General features: G+C 47.0%; 14 protein-coding genes. 4 read left to right on the forward strand and 10 right to left on the reverse strand.

Annotated elements, in window-relative coordinates:
* On the forward strand, positions 1-193 hold a 193-nt coding region (locus tag Q0614_RS03640), incomplete at its 5' end, for a hypothetical protein (RefSeq protein WP_298786602.1).
* A 799-nt stretch (positions 194-992) separates the two neighbouring features.
* Here Q0614_RS03640 and Q0614_RS03645 read toward each other — a convergent pair.
* Positions 993-1,667 carry a methionine ABC transporter permease gene (locus Q0614_RS03645; protein WP_297902078.1) on the reverse strand — a complete coding sequence of 225 codons (675 nt, stop codon included), beginning with the start codon at positions 1,665-1,667 and terminating at the stop codon, positions 993-995.
* Positions 1,668-1,804: 137 nt separating this feature from the next.
* Here Q0614_RS03645 and Q0614_RS03650 point away from each other — a divergent pair, with 137 nt between their 5' ends.
* Entirely contained in the window at positions 1,805-1,951 is a 147-nt protein-coding gene (locus Q0614_RS03650; RefSeq protein ID WP_298786604.1) for a hypothetical protein, read from the forward strand.
* On the opposite strand, the gene Q0614_RS03655 is transcribed toward Q0614_RS03650, so the two are convergent.
* The 9 genes from Q0614_RS03655 to mqnE form a co-directional block, all read right to left on the reverse strand.
* The gene (locus Q0614_RS03655; RefSeq protein WP_298786606.1) at positions 1,929-3,764 is read right to left on the reverse strand and encodes a menaquinone biosynthesis decarboxylase; all 1,836 of its coding nucleotides are present in this window, start codon (positions 3,762-3,764) and stop codon (positions 1,929-1,931) included. The two genes, Q0614_RS03650 and Q0614_RS03655, sit on opposite strands and share 23 nt — an antisense overlap.
* 9 nt (positions 3,765-3,773) lie before the next feature.
* Positions 3,774-4,763, reverse strand: a complete 990-nt coding sequence (locus tag Q0614_RS03660; protein WP_298786608.1) for a hypothetical protein — start codon at positions 4,761-4,763, stop codon at positions 3,774-3,776.
* Positions 4,763-5,554: a hypothetical protein gene (locus Q0614_RS03665; protein ID WP_298786611.1), complete on the reverse strand. Its 792-nt coding sequence runs from the start codon at positions 5,552-5,554 to the stop codon at positions 4,763-4,765. Before Q0614_RS03665 ends, Q0614_RS03660 begins: the two co-directional genes overlap by 1 nt.
* Positions 5,555-5,556: 2 nt before the next feature.
* Positions 5,557-7,554: a methionine--tRNA ligase gene (metG, locus tag Q0614_RS03670; RefSeq protein WP_298786613.1), complete on the reverse strand. Its 1,998-nt coding sequence runs from the start codon at positions 7,552-7,554 to the stop codon at positions 5,557-5,559.
* 46 nt (positions 7,555-7,600) lie between these two features.
* A complete protein-coding gene (locus tag Q0614_RS03675; RefSeq protein WP_298786615.1) occupies positions 7,601-8,290 on the reverse strand; it encodes a type II secretion system protein in 690 nt (229 codons plus the stop codon).
* A gap of 27 nt (positions 8,291-8,317) precedes the next feature.
* Positions 8,318-9,544, reverse strand: coding sequence for a hypothetical protein (locus tag Q0614_RS03680; protein ID WP_298786617.1), 1,227 nt, complete (start codon positions 9,542-9,544; stop codon positions 8,318-8,320).
* A gap of 111 nt (positions 9,545-9,655) precedes the next feature.
* On the reverse strand, positions 9,656-10,105 hold the full coding sequence (locus Q0614_RS03685) for a phosphoribosyltransferase family protein (protein WP_005871628.1): 450 nt from the start codon (positions 10,103-10,105) through the stop codon (positions 9,656-9,658).
* Between the two features lie 15 nt (positions 10,106-10,120).
* Positions 10,121-11,416 carry an NCS2 family permease gene (locus Q0614_RS03690; protein ID WP_298786619.1) on the reverse strand — a complete coding sequence of 432 codons (1,296 nt, stop codon included), beginning with the start codon at positions 11,414-11,416 and terminating at the stop codon, positions 10,121-10,123.
* An 18-nt stretch (positions 11,417-11,434) separates the two neighbouring features.
* Entirely contained in the window at positions 11,435-12,517 is a 1,083-nt protein-coding gene (mqnE, locus tag Q0614_RS03695) for an aminofutalosine synthase MqnE (protein WP_298786620.1), read from the reverse strand.
* A gap of 143 nt (positions 12,518-12,660) precedes the next feature.
* Between mqnE and glmS the strand changes: the two genes are divergently transcribed.
* Both glmS and Q0614_RS03705 read left to right on the forward strand, forming a co-directional pair.
* Complete coding sequence (gene glmS / locus Q0614_RS03700; protein ID WP_298786621.1) at positions 12,661-14,478, forward strand: glutamine--fructose-6-phosphate transaminase (isomerizing); 1,818 nt, start codon at positions 12,661-12,663, stop codon at positions 14,476-14,478.
* A gap of 60 nt (positions 14,479-14,538) precedes the next feature.
* Entirely contained in the window at positions 14,539-15,672 is a 1,134-nt protein-coding gene (locus Q0614_RS03705) for a hypothetical protein (RefSeq protein WP_298786623.1), read from the forward strand.
* The last annotated feature ends 727 nt before the right edge of the window (positions 15,673-16,399 follow it).

Raw genomic sequence — 16,399 nt, forward strand, 5'->3', positions numbered from 1 at the left:
GTTTAGCGGGGATGCTAAAGCATCTACTATGGGACTTGACGCTCCTAAGCCTAGCCTAAAAGGTTCAACCGGAGTATTTGAAGCAGGCTATAAATACGATAGCAAAAACCTTATCTTTAGCCTAGGAGGCAAGGGCTACGTAGGCAAAACAAGAGGTGGGGCTATCAATGCAGGGTTTGAGATTATGTTTTAAATTTTAAGGGGCAAGCAAGCCCTAGCTCACACATCTATAAAATCAAATCCTATACTTAAAATTTCAGGGGCGATAGATTTCTCGCCCCTTTTTAAATTTAGACGCTACGCATATGATCCCGTTTGCGGCGCATAAAGAGACCATCAATCTTGCAATGCAAAACGGGATAAATTTAGTAACTTCACTCTTATGCGATAACGATCTTATTAAACGCGCCGTATCCACCCGCATAAAATTTTACCGCAAGCGGCGCAAGGCAATTCATAAAATTCTACGCTTTCTATGCCGCTTTAAAATTCCTCAATACTAAAGAATTTAGGCTCAATTCGCAGAGGAATTTCATAGTCTGCCTTATGCTTAAAGAACTGGCGTAATCTTAGGTTCTTTTACCAAAGCCAAAAAAGCTTGTCAAAGCGGCAATACCATCATTATTGGCTTTTATTGCTAAGGCCGGTGCCTTTTATTTATATTCTGCGCTTTATATTTTAAAATTAAGCTACGAAATTTCGAAGTAAAAGTGAAATTATATAAGAAAGATCTTGCAAAACTTAAAATTATAAAATTTTAAAACTGCTTGTCTTAGAATTTATAAGCAAAATTTCACGGCGAGGGTGCAATCTCATGAGCGAAAGCGGAGCCTTGCGAGTAAATGCCGAATCTCGCTAGCAAGTAGTAGAATCTTACAAGCAAACGCAGAATCTCAAGCAAAGATGAAATACTACAGTGAGAGCAGAATTCCACAGCAAAAGTAAAGCATATAAAATTTCATCATAAAATTCCGCCGCAACCGCCAGCGCTCCTACTTTTTCGTAATTTTATAAAGCAAATTTCCGATGCTTTGGATTATCTGCACGAGCACGATCAGGATCACGACTGTGTATGCCATTATATCGGGGCGGAAGCGCTGAAAGCCGTAGCGGATCGCCACGTCGCCGAGCCCGCCGCCGCCGACCGTGCCCGCCATCGCCGTAAATCCTATGATGACGATGAGCGTTAGAGTAATCGCGCCGATGATGCTAGGCAGCGCCTCGACGAACATCACGCGAAAGATTATCTGCGTCTTGCTCGCGCCGAAGCTCTTCGCCGCCTCGATCACGCCGCTATCGACCTCCAGCAGCGCGCTTTCGATGAGCCGCGCGATAAAGGGCGCCGAGCCGATAGTAAGCGGCACGATCGCCGCGGTGGTGCCGATGCTCGTGCCGACAAGAAGCTTCGTAAGCGGAAAGAGCACGATCAGCAAAATTATAAACGGAAAGCTTCGCAGCGTGTTTATCGCGACGTCCAGCACGGCGTAAACGATGCGGTTTTCGCAAAGCCCGCCGCGGCGCGTAAGAATAAGCACGATCGCGAGCACGAGCCCCAAAATAAACGCCAAAGCGGTGCTTACGAAGGTCATATACAGCGTCTCCAGCGTCGCGTTTAGTAGCAGCTTCGGAATCACTCCGCTAAAAAAATTTTGTATCCACTCTATCATTTATGTCCTTTCATTTTGTGCCTGTTTGCGCTATACCAGGCTTTTGTACCGCTTTAAAAAATTTTTGAAATTTTAAAATTTACGCCGCAGCAAATTTTACGCCTTAAAATTTTAGCCTTCGCGAAGTGGTAAATTTTATGAAATTTTACCGCTTAGAGCCCGTAAATTTAGATGAAATTCTATCTAAATTTAACGCGCAGCCCTTAAAACCAAAGCTAAATTTTAAAATTTCAAATCCGCGCGGAATTCCGCCTCACGCCCTCAAAAAATTTCAAATTTCTTAAATAGCTCGGGCTCGTCCTGCACGATACCGCGCTCTATGAGGCTTGCTACGACTTCGCGGCTGCAGAGCGTCTCCTGCGGCCACCGGCGCGTATAGCCCTCCCACTCGTGCTTACTCGTAGCGTCGATGCAGATGCGATCGTCCTGCTCCACAAACACGTCGCGCAGCGCATCGATGCTATTTACGACGCGCCAAATGCTCATATAGAGGTTGCTCGCGTCGTTCCCCGCATCGGTAAAAATCAAAATTTTAAAATTCTCGCTAAATTTCAAAAGCCGCCGCCAGCTCCGCTCTACAAGCTCTTTTTTGTCTATGTTTATCAGCACGAGCGGGTTTTTCGTATCGCAAAAGTGCTGTTTAAGCGCCAAAATAGCGGGCTCTTCGCTTTGAAATTTCGCTAGCAGCTCCTCGTCGCTTAAAATTTGCGGCGCCTGCGAGCTTAGATCCGCCGTCGCATCGATACCGAGCTTGCCGCCGAAGCAGGAGTTCGGGCTTGCGTGATCGAGCTGATCGCACACACCCTCGCTAAAAACGAGACTGCGCGCGCCTATGCGGTTTAAGATGTACTTCGTAAGCGCCTCGTACTCATCTAAGCTCGGCGCGTCCTGCGGCACGAAAACGGCGTGTTTTACGAAACTCATCTGCCCCACGCCCCAAAACGCGTGCATGATCTGCTTAGCCGCAGCGGGGTAACGCACGGCGATCTTAGCCAAAATCAGATTGTGAAATACGCCGTTTTCGGGCATTTTATAATCGATCAGATCGGGCGCGCTCGTACGAAACAGCGGCAAAAAGATCCGCTCGGTCGCGTACCCCATAAATTTATCCTCAAGCGGCGGCTTGCCCACGACGGTGGCGTGAAATACGGGCGCGCGCTTGTGCGTGATCGCGCTAACCTCCATCACCGGGAATGGCTCTACCGGCGTATAATATCCCGTGTGATCGCCGAAAGGCCCCTCCGGCTCGCTTACTGCGGGATCGACAAAGCCCTCGATCACGTAATCCGCATCGGCGGGAACGTAAATTTCATTTGTAAGCGATTTTACGAGGCGAGCGGGGCTGCGGCGGATAAAGCCGTAAAGCAGCAGCTCAAAAATCCCCTTCGGCAGCGGCGCCTGACCGCACCAGATATAGAGCGGATCGCCGCCGATCGCCACGGATACGGGCATCTTGCGCCCTGCTTTGCGGTATTCGTCGAAAAAGCCCGCGCCGTCTTTGTGTATCTGCCAGTGCATCCCCAGGCGGTCGCGCCCGTAAATTTGCAGGCGATACATGCCGAGATTTTGCGTTTGCGAGTTCAGATCCTTCGTATAGACCTGCCCCATCGTGATAAACGCGCCGCCGTCATTCTCCCAGGTCTTAAGCACGGGAAGCTCGCCCAAATCGACATCAGCGCCTAGATGCGCGACCTGTTGGCACTCGCCGCGACCGCTAAGGCGCTTTACAAAAATTTTACGCAGCGAGATTAAGTGCGCTAAAAAATCAAGCTTTTCGCCGAAGCTTTGCGGACGCTTCGGCTTTAGCAGGCTCTCAATCTCGGCGGCAATCTCGTCAGGTTCGCGACCGAGGATTAAATTTAACGCAGAAGATGAGCCGAAAATATTGCTTAGCACCGGCGGCATCTGTTTGCCCTGCGCGTTTCGCACGTTTGTAAAAAGCAGTGCCTGCGAGCGCTCTTTCTTGACCTCGATGTAGCTTGCGTGCGCGATCTCAAGCTCGGTGCTAATCTGCTCCTTTACTTCGCGCAATAGCCCGTTTTCGTAAAGCCTCTTTATCCAAAAATTTCCGTTTAAAATTTCATCAAAGCTCTGCATCCGCTGCCTTTAAAAAAATAGATTTTTTTCTTGCGGTTTTTGATTTAGAAGCTGCACGATCGCGCTTTTTTCCGCAAAAACCAGCGCGTAATGAAACTCGGGCAGGCTCTTTAGCGCGCTTAGCTTATTGAAGCGAAAGTCGATCTTGGTGCCGTCCAAGCGGTCCTCCCAGCTAGCGCAGACGATAATTTTTTCGCGGAATTTTGCCCGCAAAAACTCCGCCTCGCGCGCAAAAAGCTCAGGATCGCTCTCGGCGATAAAGGCGCGGTAACTGCCGCCGAGCGAGCTAACGTTAAAAAATATATCCACAAAAATCGGCTCGAAATGGCCGAATGCGCTTAAGTTTTGAAATTTAAAGGGTATGTTTTTGCGCGAGAGATACTCGATCACGCCGCATAGCTCGGGCAAAAACAGCTGCGGAAAGACTAAATTTGAATAATAAAGCCCGCCGAAAACAAAGCTGCTGTAAAATATCGAGCCGCCGTAAAGCAGCCTAAAATCGTCGCTCGCAGGAATCCGCACGGGCGAGATACCGAGGCTTTGCAAAAGCTCGCCGTCGGTGGTGAAATAGGTATTTTTCTCTTTGGCATTCATCAGGCTGATAAAAAGCTCGCCCTTGCTGCGCGGCGCAAACATCAAATTTTTCGGCACGCTCGTGTAGCGCAGGATCTCGCTTTGCACCTCGTTTATCAGCACGAAGCCGTGCCGCCACGTCTCGCCCAAAAATTTTATTAGACGCACGAGCGCCGAGCATAAATTTTCGACCTTTATAAAGGCGATCTCGTCGTTAAGCGGCTTGAAATTGTTATCGAAAATGATCGCATACGCGCCGTTATCGATCGCGGTGCTCACATCGCGCTCGTTTGCGCCGAGTGCAATGAAAGCGCCCTTTTTTGCGACCTTTGCGGGTTCGATCGCAAAACTCTCGACCGCGGAGATCGCGGGACTATTTAGCATCGTTCCGTTTACGATACGGGTTAAATTTAATAAATTTACCATTACGATTTCCCTGCGGCAGAGCTTTTGGCGGACGCGACGGCGTCTTTTGCGACGATTACGGCAGGCGTAGCAGTATTTTTTGCGATGCGGCGAGATTTTGCGTTCTGAGAGGTGCTTTTAGCCGCTGCCGATTTTGCGCTTGGCGCAGAAATTTTATTTTGCGCAGCGCTTTTTACGGATGCCGATTTTGCGACAGATGGCGATTTTGCCGTGGATGTAGAGACTAGACCTAATGCGATATTTTTGGCGGTCGATGCGGTTTTTGCAATAGGTGCAGGTTTTTTAGTGAGCGGAGATTTTCTTTCGGGCGCGCTTTTTGTCGCTGCATTTTTTTTAGCAGAGATACTTTTGGAAAGTGATGTGTCTTTTTTGACATTCGCGCTAGAAACTCTTGCCGTGCGCTTTCTGCGCGATGCGACGCTTGCTTTAGGGCTCTCGCTATCCGCGCTCGCATATTTTTTCGTTCGCTCGCCTGTAAATTTATCGGTGCGTGAAAATAAGCGCACGACCGCGCGCGCGCCGAGCTTTGCACATTTTAAAGCAGCGGACTTCGACAGCTCGCAAATGCCGAATGTTAAAATTTTACGCGCCGCAAATTTTAAAGCAACCCCCGCACCGAGCTTCAGCGCCAATGGTGTCGCGCATACAAGCCCGCCCGCGCCGATCTTTGCGGCAAGACCGCAGCTGCGGCAAAGCTTTAAAATTTTATCCGAAACGGCGCTTTTTTGCGCGCAGAGCCCAGCCGCACCGCAGATAGCGAGCTTCGAAGCCTTGCGCGCTAGAGTCCTCATTGCTAACCTACGATCGCGCCGCTTTTTACGGGCGCGAGAGTGCTAAGCAGCGTAAGACTGCCGTCCTCGGCGCTTAAAATCATACCCTCGCTGCTATGTTTAAAAATTTTAGCGGGTTTTAAATTTGCCAGCACACAGATCTGCTTGCCGACAAGCACGGCGGGATCGTAAAATTTCGCGATACCGCTGATGATTTGACGCGGCTTCTCCTCGCCCAAATCGATCATAAATCGCAGTAGCTTCTCACTGCCCTCAATGTTTTCGCACTCCAAAACCGTACCGACTTTTATAACGCATTTTTTAAAATCATCGATTTTGATTTGAGCTTCAGATGTCGCGCCTTGGGCTTCTTTCGCTGTAGCGCACGAACCGGAAGCGTTTGTATTTAAATTTAATGTGTCTTTCGCGGCGGCGTCTGTGCCCGAACCGCTTGTAGAATTTACAGCGCCATCCAGCCCATCGTAGTCCGCCTTCGGCATTAGCTCGTGATCGATCTTGGTAAAAAGCGGCTCGCACGGCTTAGCTTTAAAATCTAAAATTTCACCGCAAAGCACTAGCTTCTCATAAAGCGGAGTGGATATTTCAAAGCCCAGCGTGTCCGCAATCTGCGCCGCAGTCTGCGGCATAGCGGGGCTTAGCAGCACGGCGACTTTAGCCAAAATATTTGCAACCAACGCGACGAGAGCCAGCGCCCTATCTTGCTCGCCGTTTTTCATCAAATTCCACGGCTCGTATTTTGCGATCGAAGCGTTCGCAAGAGCAAGTGCCCTCCAAAGCTCCTCTAAGTATCTATTGGTAGCGACCTCCTCAAGCGCGCTAAGCGCGGCGCTCAGATAGGAGTTTGCCTCCTCGATCTCGGCGGTGAAAAATTTCATCACGTCTTTGGAATTTATGATGTAATCCGAGTATTTTGCGCTCATACCGACGATGCGGCTGAGCAGATTTCCAAGCTCGTTGGCAAGCTCGGAATTTACGCGGTTAATGATCGCTTTTTGCGAAAAATCGCCATCTTGACCAAACGGTACCTCGCGCAGCAAAAAATACCTAAACTGCTCCAGCCCGTAGGCGTTTGCGACCTCGCGCGGATCCACGACGTTGCCTAGACTCTTGCTCATCTTTTTTCCGTCTCGCGTCCACCAGCCGTGAGCTGCGACGCTGCGCGGCATATTTAGCTCGAGGCTCATCAAAAATGCAGGCCAATAAACGGCGTGAAAGCGCAAAATGTCCTTGCCCACGATATGCAGCGCGTCGCTCCAATACTCCATCCGCTCGCCGCCCGCGCAAAATCCAAGCGAACTAAGGTAATCCATCAGCGCGTCCAGCCAAACGTAAATCACGTGTTTCGGATCGTTTAGCTCAGGCGGAATTTTAACGCCCCAATCAAAGCCCGTTCGCGTAATCGAGAGATCCTTCAAACCGCCTTTTACGAAGCTTACGACCTCGTTTTTTTTGCCTAACGGCAGGATGCACTTTTCGTCCTCATACCATTTTAAAAGTCTGTCTGCATAGGCGCTAAGTCTGAAAAAATAGCTCTCCTCTTTTAAAATTTTAGTCTTTTTGCCGCAGTCGGGGCAATACTCGCCGTCGATTAGCTGAGCGGAAGGAAAAAAACTCTCGCAGCTTACGCAATAGTTGCCCTCGTATTCGCCCTTATAAATGTCGCCCTTTTCATACATCTTGCGAAATACGTTTTGCACCGCCACCTCGTGCGCGGCATCGGTAGTGCGCGAAAACATATCGTAGCTGATGCCAAACTCGTCCCACAGGTCTTTAAATTTAGCGCTCACGCCGTCTGCGTATTGCTTCGGGCTTTTGCCGTGCTTGGCTGCGGCCTCCTCGATCTTTTGGCCGTGCTCGTCGGTGCCCGTTTTAAAAAAGACTTCGTGTCCTTGCAGGCGGTAAAATCTAGCCATAGTATCGGCGATGATCGTCGTGTATGCATGGCCGATGTGCGGGACGTCGTTTACGTAATAAATCGGCGTCATTATGTATTTTTTCATCATTCTCCTTGCGCTTACTTAAATTTGAGTAAAAATTTTATTAGTCCTATTGCGCGGCTGTGCCGGTATTAGAATTTAGCGTGTATCTTACGTATCCGGTCTCCGGCTCGATAGTAATACTAGCGGTCTCTTTCGCATCATTGGTAAGCGTGATTACGCATGGATTTTGACCCACAAAAAGCCTATCATATGGCACTACAGAATTAGCAAGCTGCCCCATAGGGCGACCATAAGAATCAAAGGAGATGGTGTGATTGTTTCCATTACCGCAATTAGTAAATTGTATATTTCTTATATTATATGTTGCTCCTAAATTTAGCTTTTGATTCATTCTTGCACCATCAGTATTGGCAGGTTGCCTAGCAAAGCCCGAAGTAAGCAGTTTGTTAGGATTTTGCGGATCAGCTGCCATAGAATTTAGGCTATTTGGTTGTCCGTTTGAACCCGGGAAAGCTCCGTTATCCCAATATATATTATATCGCCATCCTGCTGCAGAGCCCGGTGCTCCTTGATCGGTAAATTGAATCCTCCAAAATCTCTTAAACCAATTAGGATCGTCAGGATCGAATTTGTTATCGTTCATCGCAAGCTGCTGCGTGTAACGAATATGAGCAGCTACTTGATCTGCCGCCTCCACAAGGCTATTTCGATTGATTTGAGGCACTGCCACCGCCGCTAGAATTCCAACCACCACGATGATGAAAATCAGCTCTATCATAGTAAATGCTTTTTTCATAATTTTTACCTTTCATAAAAATTTTGTTTATATTTTAACATAAAATTTAGCAATTCGCACGCCTCGCTTGTAAATATCTATATTTTGTATCGAATTTTTATGATCCAAGACATATTCCGGCTCATCCGCATAGATAAAAGCGCTATCCCCGCTAGGCAGTCCGTAAAATTTCAGGCGCAGGCAGAGCCTCTCGTCTTCGCAGCTTACGTTTTTTACTCCGCGATTTTTTAACTCACTTGCCAGCTGCCTAGCTACGTCGAATTTATAGATGAAATGCCGCTGCGGTTTGTTTGCGAACATCGCCTCATACATCACATCGCTAAAAATCACTGCAAAATAGCTCACCGCTAAGCTTACCAGCGTTACACCCACGGCGATCTTGTGAAAGGTGCGAAATTTAGGCAATCTAACGCGGTACGAATTAAACAAAACCCGAATGATTAAAGGCGTAGCGATGACGCAATACGGCAGCATCATCTCAAGCGGCACGCGCTGTCTTAGCGAAAAAAGCATCGTTAGACAAAGCGCGCTCGTGGCTATGAACCACAGCAGGCTCTTTTCCTCTTTGATCCAAATTCTATAGATCGTGTAGATGAAAAATAAAAACACCAAAGGCGAAAACGCGCCCGCAAAAACGCCCACGGTGTCTAAAAAATACCCCTTCGGCTTGCCCTCCGAGCTTACGTCGTAAAAGATCACGCTGAAGCTAAATAGCGCTATGCAAAGTAGCAAAAGCTCCTTTTTGCGCGTATAAAGCGCCCAAATTCCAAAGCCTACGTAGAGCATAAAAAACGCTCGGTCGATCAGGGCGCAAACGGACAGAAGCACGAAAAGCGCGATATTGTATTCGCTCTTTGCAAAATATATCGCCAGCAGCGTGAAAAAAACAATGATGCCCGCGGGATTTAGCAAGATCGCGCTACTCATCGACGCAGGAAGCGCCATAAATAGCGCCGTAGCGACCACTCTATCGAAGCGGCGCTTTAGAATAAATTTTGAAATTTTATAGATCATCGCGACGTTTGCGAAGTGGATCAAAATAAACGGCACGCGCAGAGCGTAGTCGTTGCGCCCGAAAATTTCGCAGCTTAAATTTGCGATTAGCGAAACGAGGGATTTTTTATCATAAAAAATTTCGGCTTCGTAGTAGCTGATGCTTAAATTTGAGATCGCATAAAGCAAAAATATGCCCTGGAACAGGCACATTATGGAGATCACGAAAATTTCGTTTTGATAAAGCTTCTTCACTCTCATCCTTGCTGCGGGCACTTTAAATTTACGGCTAAATTCTTCGGCTGAAATTTTATAAAATTTAAACTGCCGAATCTTTTAAAATTTAGCCGCTAAATTTAACCGGGCGCCGCTTCATTCCTCTATCGTATAATTTTCCCAAAAGAAATTTATCCACTCATCCGTCTTTGAAATTTTAAAATCGGGCTGGATAAGCGCCTTAGGTTTGTAAAAAATCACCGCGGTTTTAAGCTCTATTTGCGGGAATTTCTCCAGCAGCACGCGCTTGATCTCGACCATGCTGTCGCCGCTGTCGATGATATCGTCCACCAGCAGCACGCGCTTGTAAAGCTCCAGATCGGGCACGTTGAAAACGTCGATGGTATCGAGCTTTTTGGTGTCTGCGTAGTGGATGGAATTTATCGAAAATATCGTCCGCATATCAAGCGCATTGGCTAGCGCGTGACCGAATGTGAGCCCGCCTCTAGCGATCGCCACGATTGCATCGGGCATAAATTCGTCCCTAACCTGCTTTGCTATAACTCTTGCGTCGCGATCCATCTCGTCAAAACTATAAAATCTCATATCTTTCCTTAAAATTTAATGCATCAAAAATACTAAAATGCTGATAAATCCAAGCGTCAAAACACCTAAATTTAAATCTTTTATCCTGCGCTGAGCGAGCCTAACTATGATATATGCGATGAAGCCAAAGCTTAAGCCGTTGGTGATCGAGTAGGTAAAAGGCATCAAAAATACTATAAAAAACGCTGGGATTAAAATTCCAGCGTCGCTATAATCGATCTTGCCAAGCTCGCTAAACATCAAAACCCCGACCATTACGAGGATCGGATAGATCGCATTTGCCGGGATCGCCTTAAATAGCGGCAGCATAAACAGCGTCAGCACGAAAAATATAGCGCAAAACACTGCGGTAAGCCCCGTGCGGCCGCCCGCTTCTACTCCACTCGCGCTTTCGGCAAATGCAGTGACCGTGCTCGTGCCGATAACAGCGCCTGCGACGCTACCTATCGCATCGGAGGTTAAATTTCTAGATAGTTTTTTCATGCCGTCTTTGCTGTTCTCTCCAAAAAGCCCTGCGCGGTTTCCCACGCCGGTTAGAGTACCGATACTATCGAATAGATGCGTGACAAAAAATGTGATTATAAAAGGCACGAACGCAAGCTTTAGCGCTCCGGGGATATCTAGCTTAGCAAATATCGGCGTTATGCCGCTTGGCGCGCTTACTATGCCATGCGGTGCGGGCGAAATTCCAGCCACCCACGCAACGCACGAAGTAATCAAGATGCTTAAGATAAACGCCGCCTTGATTCTAAGCACGAAGAGCACCAGCACGACCGCTAAGCCTAAAATTCCAAGCAAAACGTTTAGATCTTTTAAATTTCCCAAAGTTACTAGCGTCGCCTGACTAGGCGCGATGACACCCATCTGTTTAAGTCCGATAAAGCAGATGAAAGCCCCGATACCAGCACTTATTGCGCGGCGCAGATCAAGCGGGATAGATTTGATAACCCAAACGCGAAAATTGGTAAACGAAAGCACGGTAAAAAGCGCTCCGCTTATCGCTACGATGCCAAGTGCACTCTGCCACGGCAGCTTCGCATCCACGCACAACGCAAAGGTAAAATACGCATTTAGCCCCATGCCGACGCTAAGCGCAACGGGGGTATTTGCAAAGAGCCCGTTAAATAGCGTTGCGATTATCGTGATAAGCGCAGTTGCCGTAACCAGCGCATCAAACGGCATGCCTGCGATGCTCATAATGTTAGCGTTTACCGGCACGATGTAAATCATCGCCAAAAACGTAGTAAGTCCCGCGATAAGCTCCTGCCTTACCGACGTTTTTGCCGCGGCGAGATGAAAGAATTTCTCCACTTGCTCCTCCTTTAGAATTTATTCGTAAATTTCGATCTGATTGTACAAGCTGTCGCGCTCGACCGGCACAAAGCCTGCCGTGCTGATCATATCGATAAAATCGCGCTTGCTCTGCCCTTTTTTGCTGCCGGCGCCGGCGCTACTTTGAATGCTTTCGTTCTCGATCGTTCCGTCAAGATCATCCGCGCCGAAATCCTGCGCTACGAGGGCTAAGCTTAAGGTCGAAGTCGCCCAATACGCCTTGATATGCGCGACGTTATCGAGCAAAATTCTACTAATCGCGATCGTTTTTAAAATTTCGACCGAGCCCAAAAAGCCCTTCACATCTAGGTAGTTATTCTCGCGCTGATACACGAGCGGGATGAAAGCGTTGAAACCGCCGCCGTTAGCGCGATCTAGGCTCTCATCTTGCAGCGCGCGGATACGCAAGATGTGATCTATGCGGTGAGCGCAGCTTTCGATATGGCCAAAGAGCATCGTGGCGTTGCTCTGACGCCCGCGCGCATGCCACAGCGAGTGGATTTGCAGCCACTGCTCGCTTGAGACCTTGCCTTTGCAAATTTGATCCCTGATCTGCTCGTCAAAAATTTCGGCGCCGCCCCCGGGCATCGAATCCACGCCGCTTTGCATCATCAGCTCTATCGTCTCTTCGTAGTTCATCTTCCACTTTCGCCGCCAGTAATCGATCTCCGCCGCGGTCATCGCCTTGATGTGCAGAAGCGGATATTTTTGCTTTATCGCTTTGAAAATTCCCAAATATTGCTGCGGCGTAACGAACGGATTGTGCGAGCTTACGATATGAATCTCCTTCGTGCCGCGCGCTACGGTCTCATCCACGATACGCATGATCTCATCATCGCTCATCGTATAGGCGTTTTCGTTCTTGCGGTGCGCCGAAAATGCGCAAAATTTACAGGTATCTGCGCATAAATTCGAAGGATTGATATGACGATTTGCGTTGAAATAGACGTTTTTGCCGTTTTTTTCTTTGCGAATAGCAAAGGCAAATTTGCCCAGATCGAAAAGATCCAAATCCCATAACTTCACGCCGTCTTCGTAATTTAACCTCTCGCCGCTTTGTAGTTTTTCTAAAATTTCCATCGATTTCCCAAGCCAAATTTTAAAGCTAATTATATAATTTTTTGCTTACAAAACGGATAAGCGGACTAAATTTAGAGCCGAATTTTCGTTAATTTAAAATAGCGTAGTAAAATGAGCGCCAAATTTTAAATAAGGAAAACAAGATGTGTGGAATCGTAGGTTACATCGGAAGCGAAGAGAAGAAAAAAATCATACTTGATGGCCTTAAGGAGCTCGAGTATCGCGGATACGATAGCGCGGGCCTTGCCGTGATGGATCAGAGCGCAAACATAAAGTATTTCAAAGCAGTCGGCAAGCTGAATAATCTGGAAGCTAAGATGAAAGATTACCAAAGCAGCGGCTTTGGCGTCGCAATCGGACACACTCGCTGGGCGACGCACGGAAAGCCCACCGAGCTTAACGCGCATCCGCATTTTGGAGATTTTAGCTTCGTCGTGCATAACGGCATCATCGAAAACTACATCGAGCTAAAGGATGAGCTCGAAGCGAATGGTGTGAAATTTTTAAGCCAGACCGATACCGAAGTAATAGTGCATCTTTTCGAGAAAAATTTCAAGGCTAGTAACGACACATTTAAGGCGTACGAAGCTACAATTAAACGGCTAAAAGGCGCATACGCTACGCTTTTGATCACCAAGGCAGCACCCGGCGAAATTTTCTTTGCTAAAAACGCGGCTCCGCTGATCGTCGCAAAAAACGATAAAAACGAAATTTTCTTTAGCTCCTCAGACGCCCCCCTCATCGGGCTTGCGAATACGGCTGCGTATCTGGACGATCAAATTTACGGCGTTGCCAAGCTTGGACAAATAGACGTTTTTAAAAACTCTAAACCGCATAATTGCGCCTTTAGTGAGCTCCCTAAAGATAAAGGCTATGCGCAAAAAGAGGGCTTTAGATTTTTTATGGAAAAAGAAATTTACGAGCAAGCGCAAGTCGTAACCGAAGCAATGATGGGGCGCGTAATAAAGGGCGGCAAGATAAAATTTGACGAGCTTGACGCGGCGCTGTTTGAGGGCATCGACGAGGTCGTGTTATGCGCCTGCGGCACGAGCTATCACGCCGCACTCGTAAGCTCGTATCTTTTCGAGCGCATCGCTAAAATCCGCACGAAAGTAGAAGTTGCCAGCGAATTTCGCTATAAAGAGCCGTTTTTAAACAAGAATTCCTTATTTATCGTGATTTCGCAAAGTGGCGAGACCGCCGATACCTTAGAGGCACTACATATCGCTAAAAAAGCCGGTCTTAGGACGCTTGCGATCTGCAATGTCGATAACAGCTCGATCGTGCGCATGGCAGGCAGCGTGATCCTCACCCGCGCAGGCATCGAAAAGGGCGTAGCATCTACGAAGGCCTTTGCGACACAGGTTATGGTGCTATGGATGTTCGTCGTGTATCTTGCAAATCTGCGCAAAGTCATCTCGGCGCGCATAAATTCCGCTGAAATTTCGGCGATGCTTCATATCCCGCAAATTTTAAAGATCAAAGACGGCTTGCAGGATAAAATTTACCGCATGAGTAAGCACTATCTGCACGGACACGGCTTTTTCTTTATCGGGCGCGATATTTTCTATCCGCTCGCTCTTGAGGGCGCGCTCAAGCTCAAAGAGATCTCCTATCTGCACGCGGAAGGCTATCCAAGCGGCGAGATGAAGCACGGACCGATCGCTCTTGCCGATTCTAATCTCTTTACGGTTGCGCTGATGCCAAAGCATTTGCTCTACGAAAAAACAAAAAGCAATGTCGAAGAGCTTGCCGCGCGCGATGCGTATATTTTAGCTATCAGCCCGGAAGAGCCCGAGATCGCGGATGATTTTATCAAAACGAGCGAGCAGAGTCACGCGATGAGCGAGTTTTTTGAGATGATGATAATTTTACAAATTCTAGCTCTTGAAATCTCCGTCAGACTTGGCAACGACGTAGATATGCCGCGAAATTTAGCCAAAAGCGTCACCGTAGAATAATCGTTTTTTAAGTTCATTTTGACTAATATTTCTCATTAAAAAATCGGGGAATGTTAGTATATGAGACTTATCGGATTTATTAGAGGTGAAAATGTCATAGTCGCCACGGGCGGGGTCGAGTATAGCTACGAAATGCTAGGCGAGCGCGATCCTAGCCTAACCGACGGCGATGAGGTAAGCTTCGACACGCTAGCATCCAGCGCGATAAATATAAAGCGCGTCGAGGGCTCTAAATCCAAAGACCGCGTAGCGCAAAAAGTAGCCCCACAGCCAAAAGAATCTGCAAAGCAAAACGATGAAATTTTTAGCGATAAGAATTTCGCAGAAAATAATATATCCGAAGCGCCATTTATTCAAAGCTCTACCGAAAATATCGCAAACGATATATCTGCCGTAAAAGAAGCGAAGGTCGCAAAAAAATTTAAGAATTTTAAATTTAACCGCAAAGCTAAGCCTACGAGTGCAAAAAAACCGAAATTCTTTGGATTTGAGTTCGTCCAAACCGATGATCTACGCACTACACAAAGCGTCGAGAGTAAAATTTATACTTCATCTATCCGCAAGGAAGGGCTTAAATCCATAATCCTGCCCATAGTGCCGATAGTCATTATTTTGATATTCCGCTCGCAAATCGCAAGCATATTTCTATCTTTTTCGCAGATCGAAGCTTATGTCAATCAAGATACGGTTTATATGGTAATGGATCTGCTGATTTTCCTTAGTTTTGCACTATTTTATCTGTTGCCGCTTAACCGCGCGATAAACCTACTATCCATAGCGACGCACGATCAATACCCGATACGTCAAATGGCGAATTACAACGTCTTTATCATCCTGTGCGTCATCTCTACGATCCTGCAGGATAAGAGCCTGGGGCTGGATGAGTTCGAGCAGATTTTCATCTGCGGCGTGATCGGACTTGGGCTCATTTCGTTTTATTATAAGCTCAAGGCGTTTGCGTTTATGTTTTTCAAAACTGCAGGCTCGATCCTATTTGCTCCTGCACTGCTCGTAGAGTTCGCGGCTATTATTTTCATCGGCATCGGCGACCGCTATACTGGCGCGTCGATGAAATTTATGGAGCTTACGGGGCTATTTTTTGCGAGCACGGCGTGGAGATACATCATAATTTTTATCGTTATGTCGCCGCTTTATTTCCTTGGATTTTGTATGCTAAGGCGAATCAAAAAATAATTTTAAAAAATTTTGCTGCAAATCTCGCTATGATGAAATTTTACTACGATAGAATTCCACTCAAAATTTCATCGCAAAATTTAGCACTAAGACAGAATTTAGCAGGGATTTGAACTTTATCAAAGTAAAATTCTACCGCATTAAAATTTTATCACAATAAAATTCCGCAATTGTAGGTGCAATCACACACTAAAGTAATATATGTCTTTTATACGCGTAACGCACGGCTTACAAAAATATCAGCGCCTGCGAAATTTCGATGCAATGCCCCCCTTATTTGACAAAAGCCATAGCAATTTTACATCGCGTCTGTAAAATCCTACCATTAAAATCCATCTTTAAATCTCGCGCGCTCAGCACATATTGACGTAGAATTTTATTCAAGGATTCAGCGCTAAGCTTCAAAACTAAATTTTATCTCATATTCTACGGCGAAATTCCAAGACATAGCTATATCATAATAAAATTTTGCCGAAATAAAACTCTAATTGATGCCAAAGTCTAAGTGCGAAATTTAAAACTACAAGCTCCACGCCACCGCAGCTCTTAAAATTTCACTGCCCAAATTTTACCGCGTTTAAATTTAACCGCCCGCGCCGTATTAAAATCCGCCCCACTGCTGCTGCAACGTAGAATTTCCAGCATAATTAAATTTAAACACCCTCGCCTGCTGAAATTTAATCTCGCGCCCCGCTTCGTGCGGCGTAAAATTCACGCCTAAACTCGG

The sequence above is a fragment of the uncultured Campylobacter sp. genome, from assembly GCF_937997595.1.
Classification (GTDB): Bacteria; Campylobacterota; Campylobacteria; order Campylobacterales; family Campylobacteraceae; genus Campylobacter_B.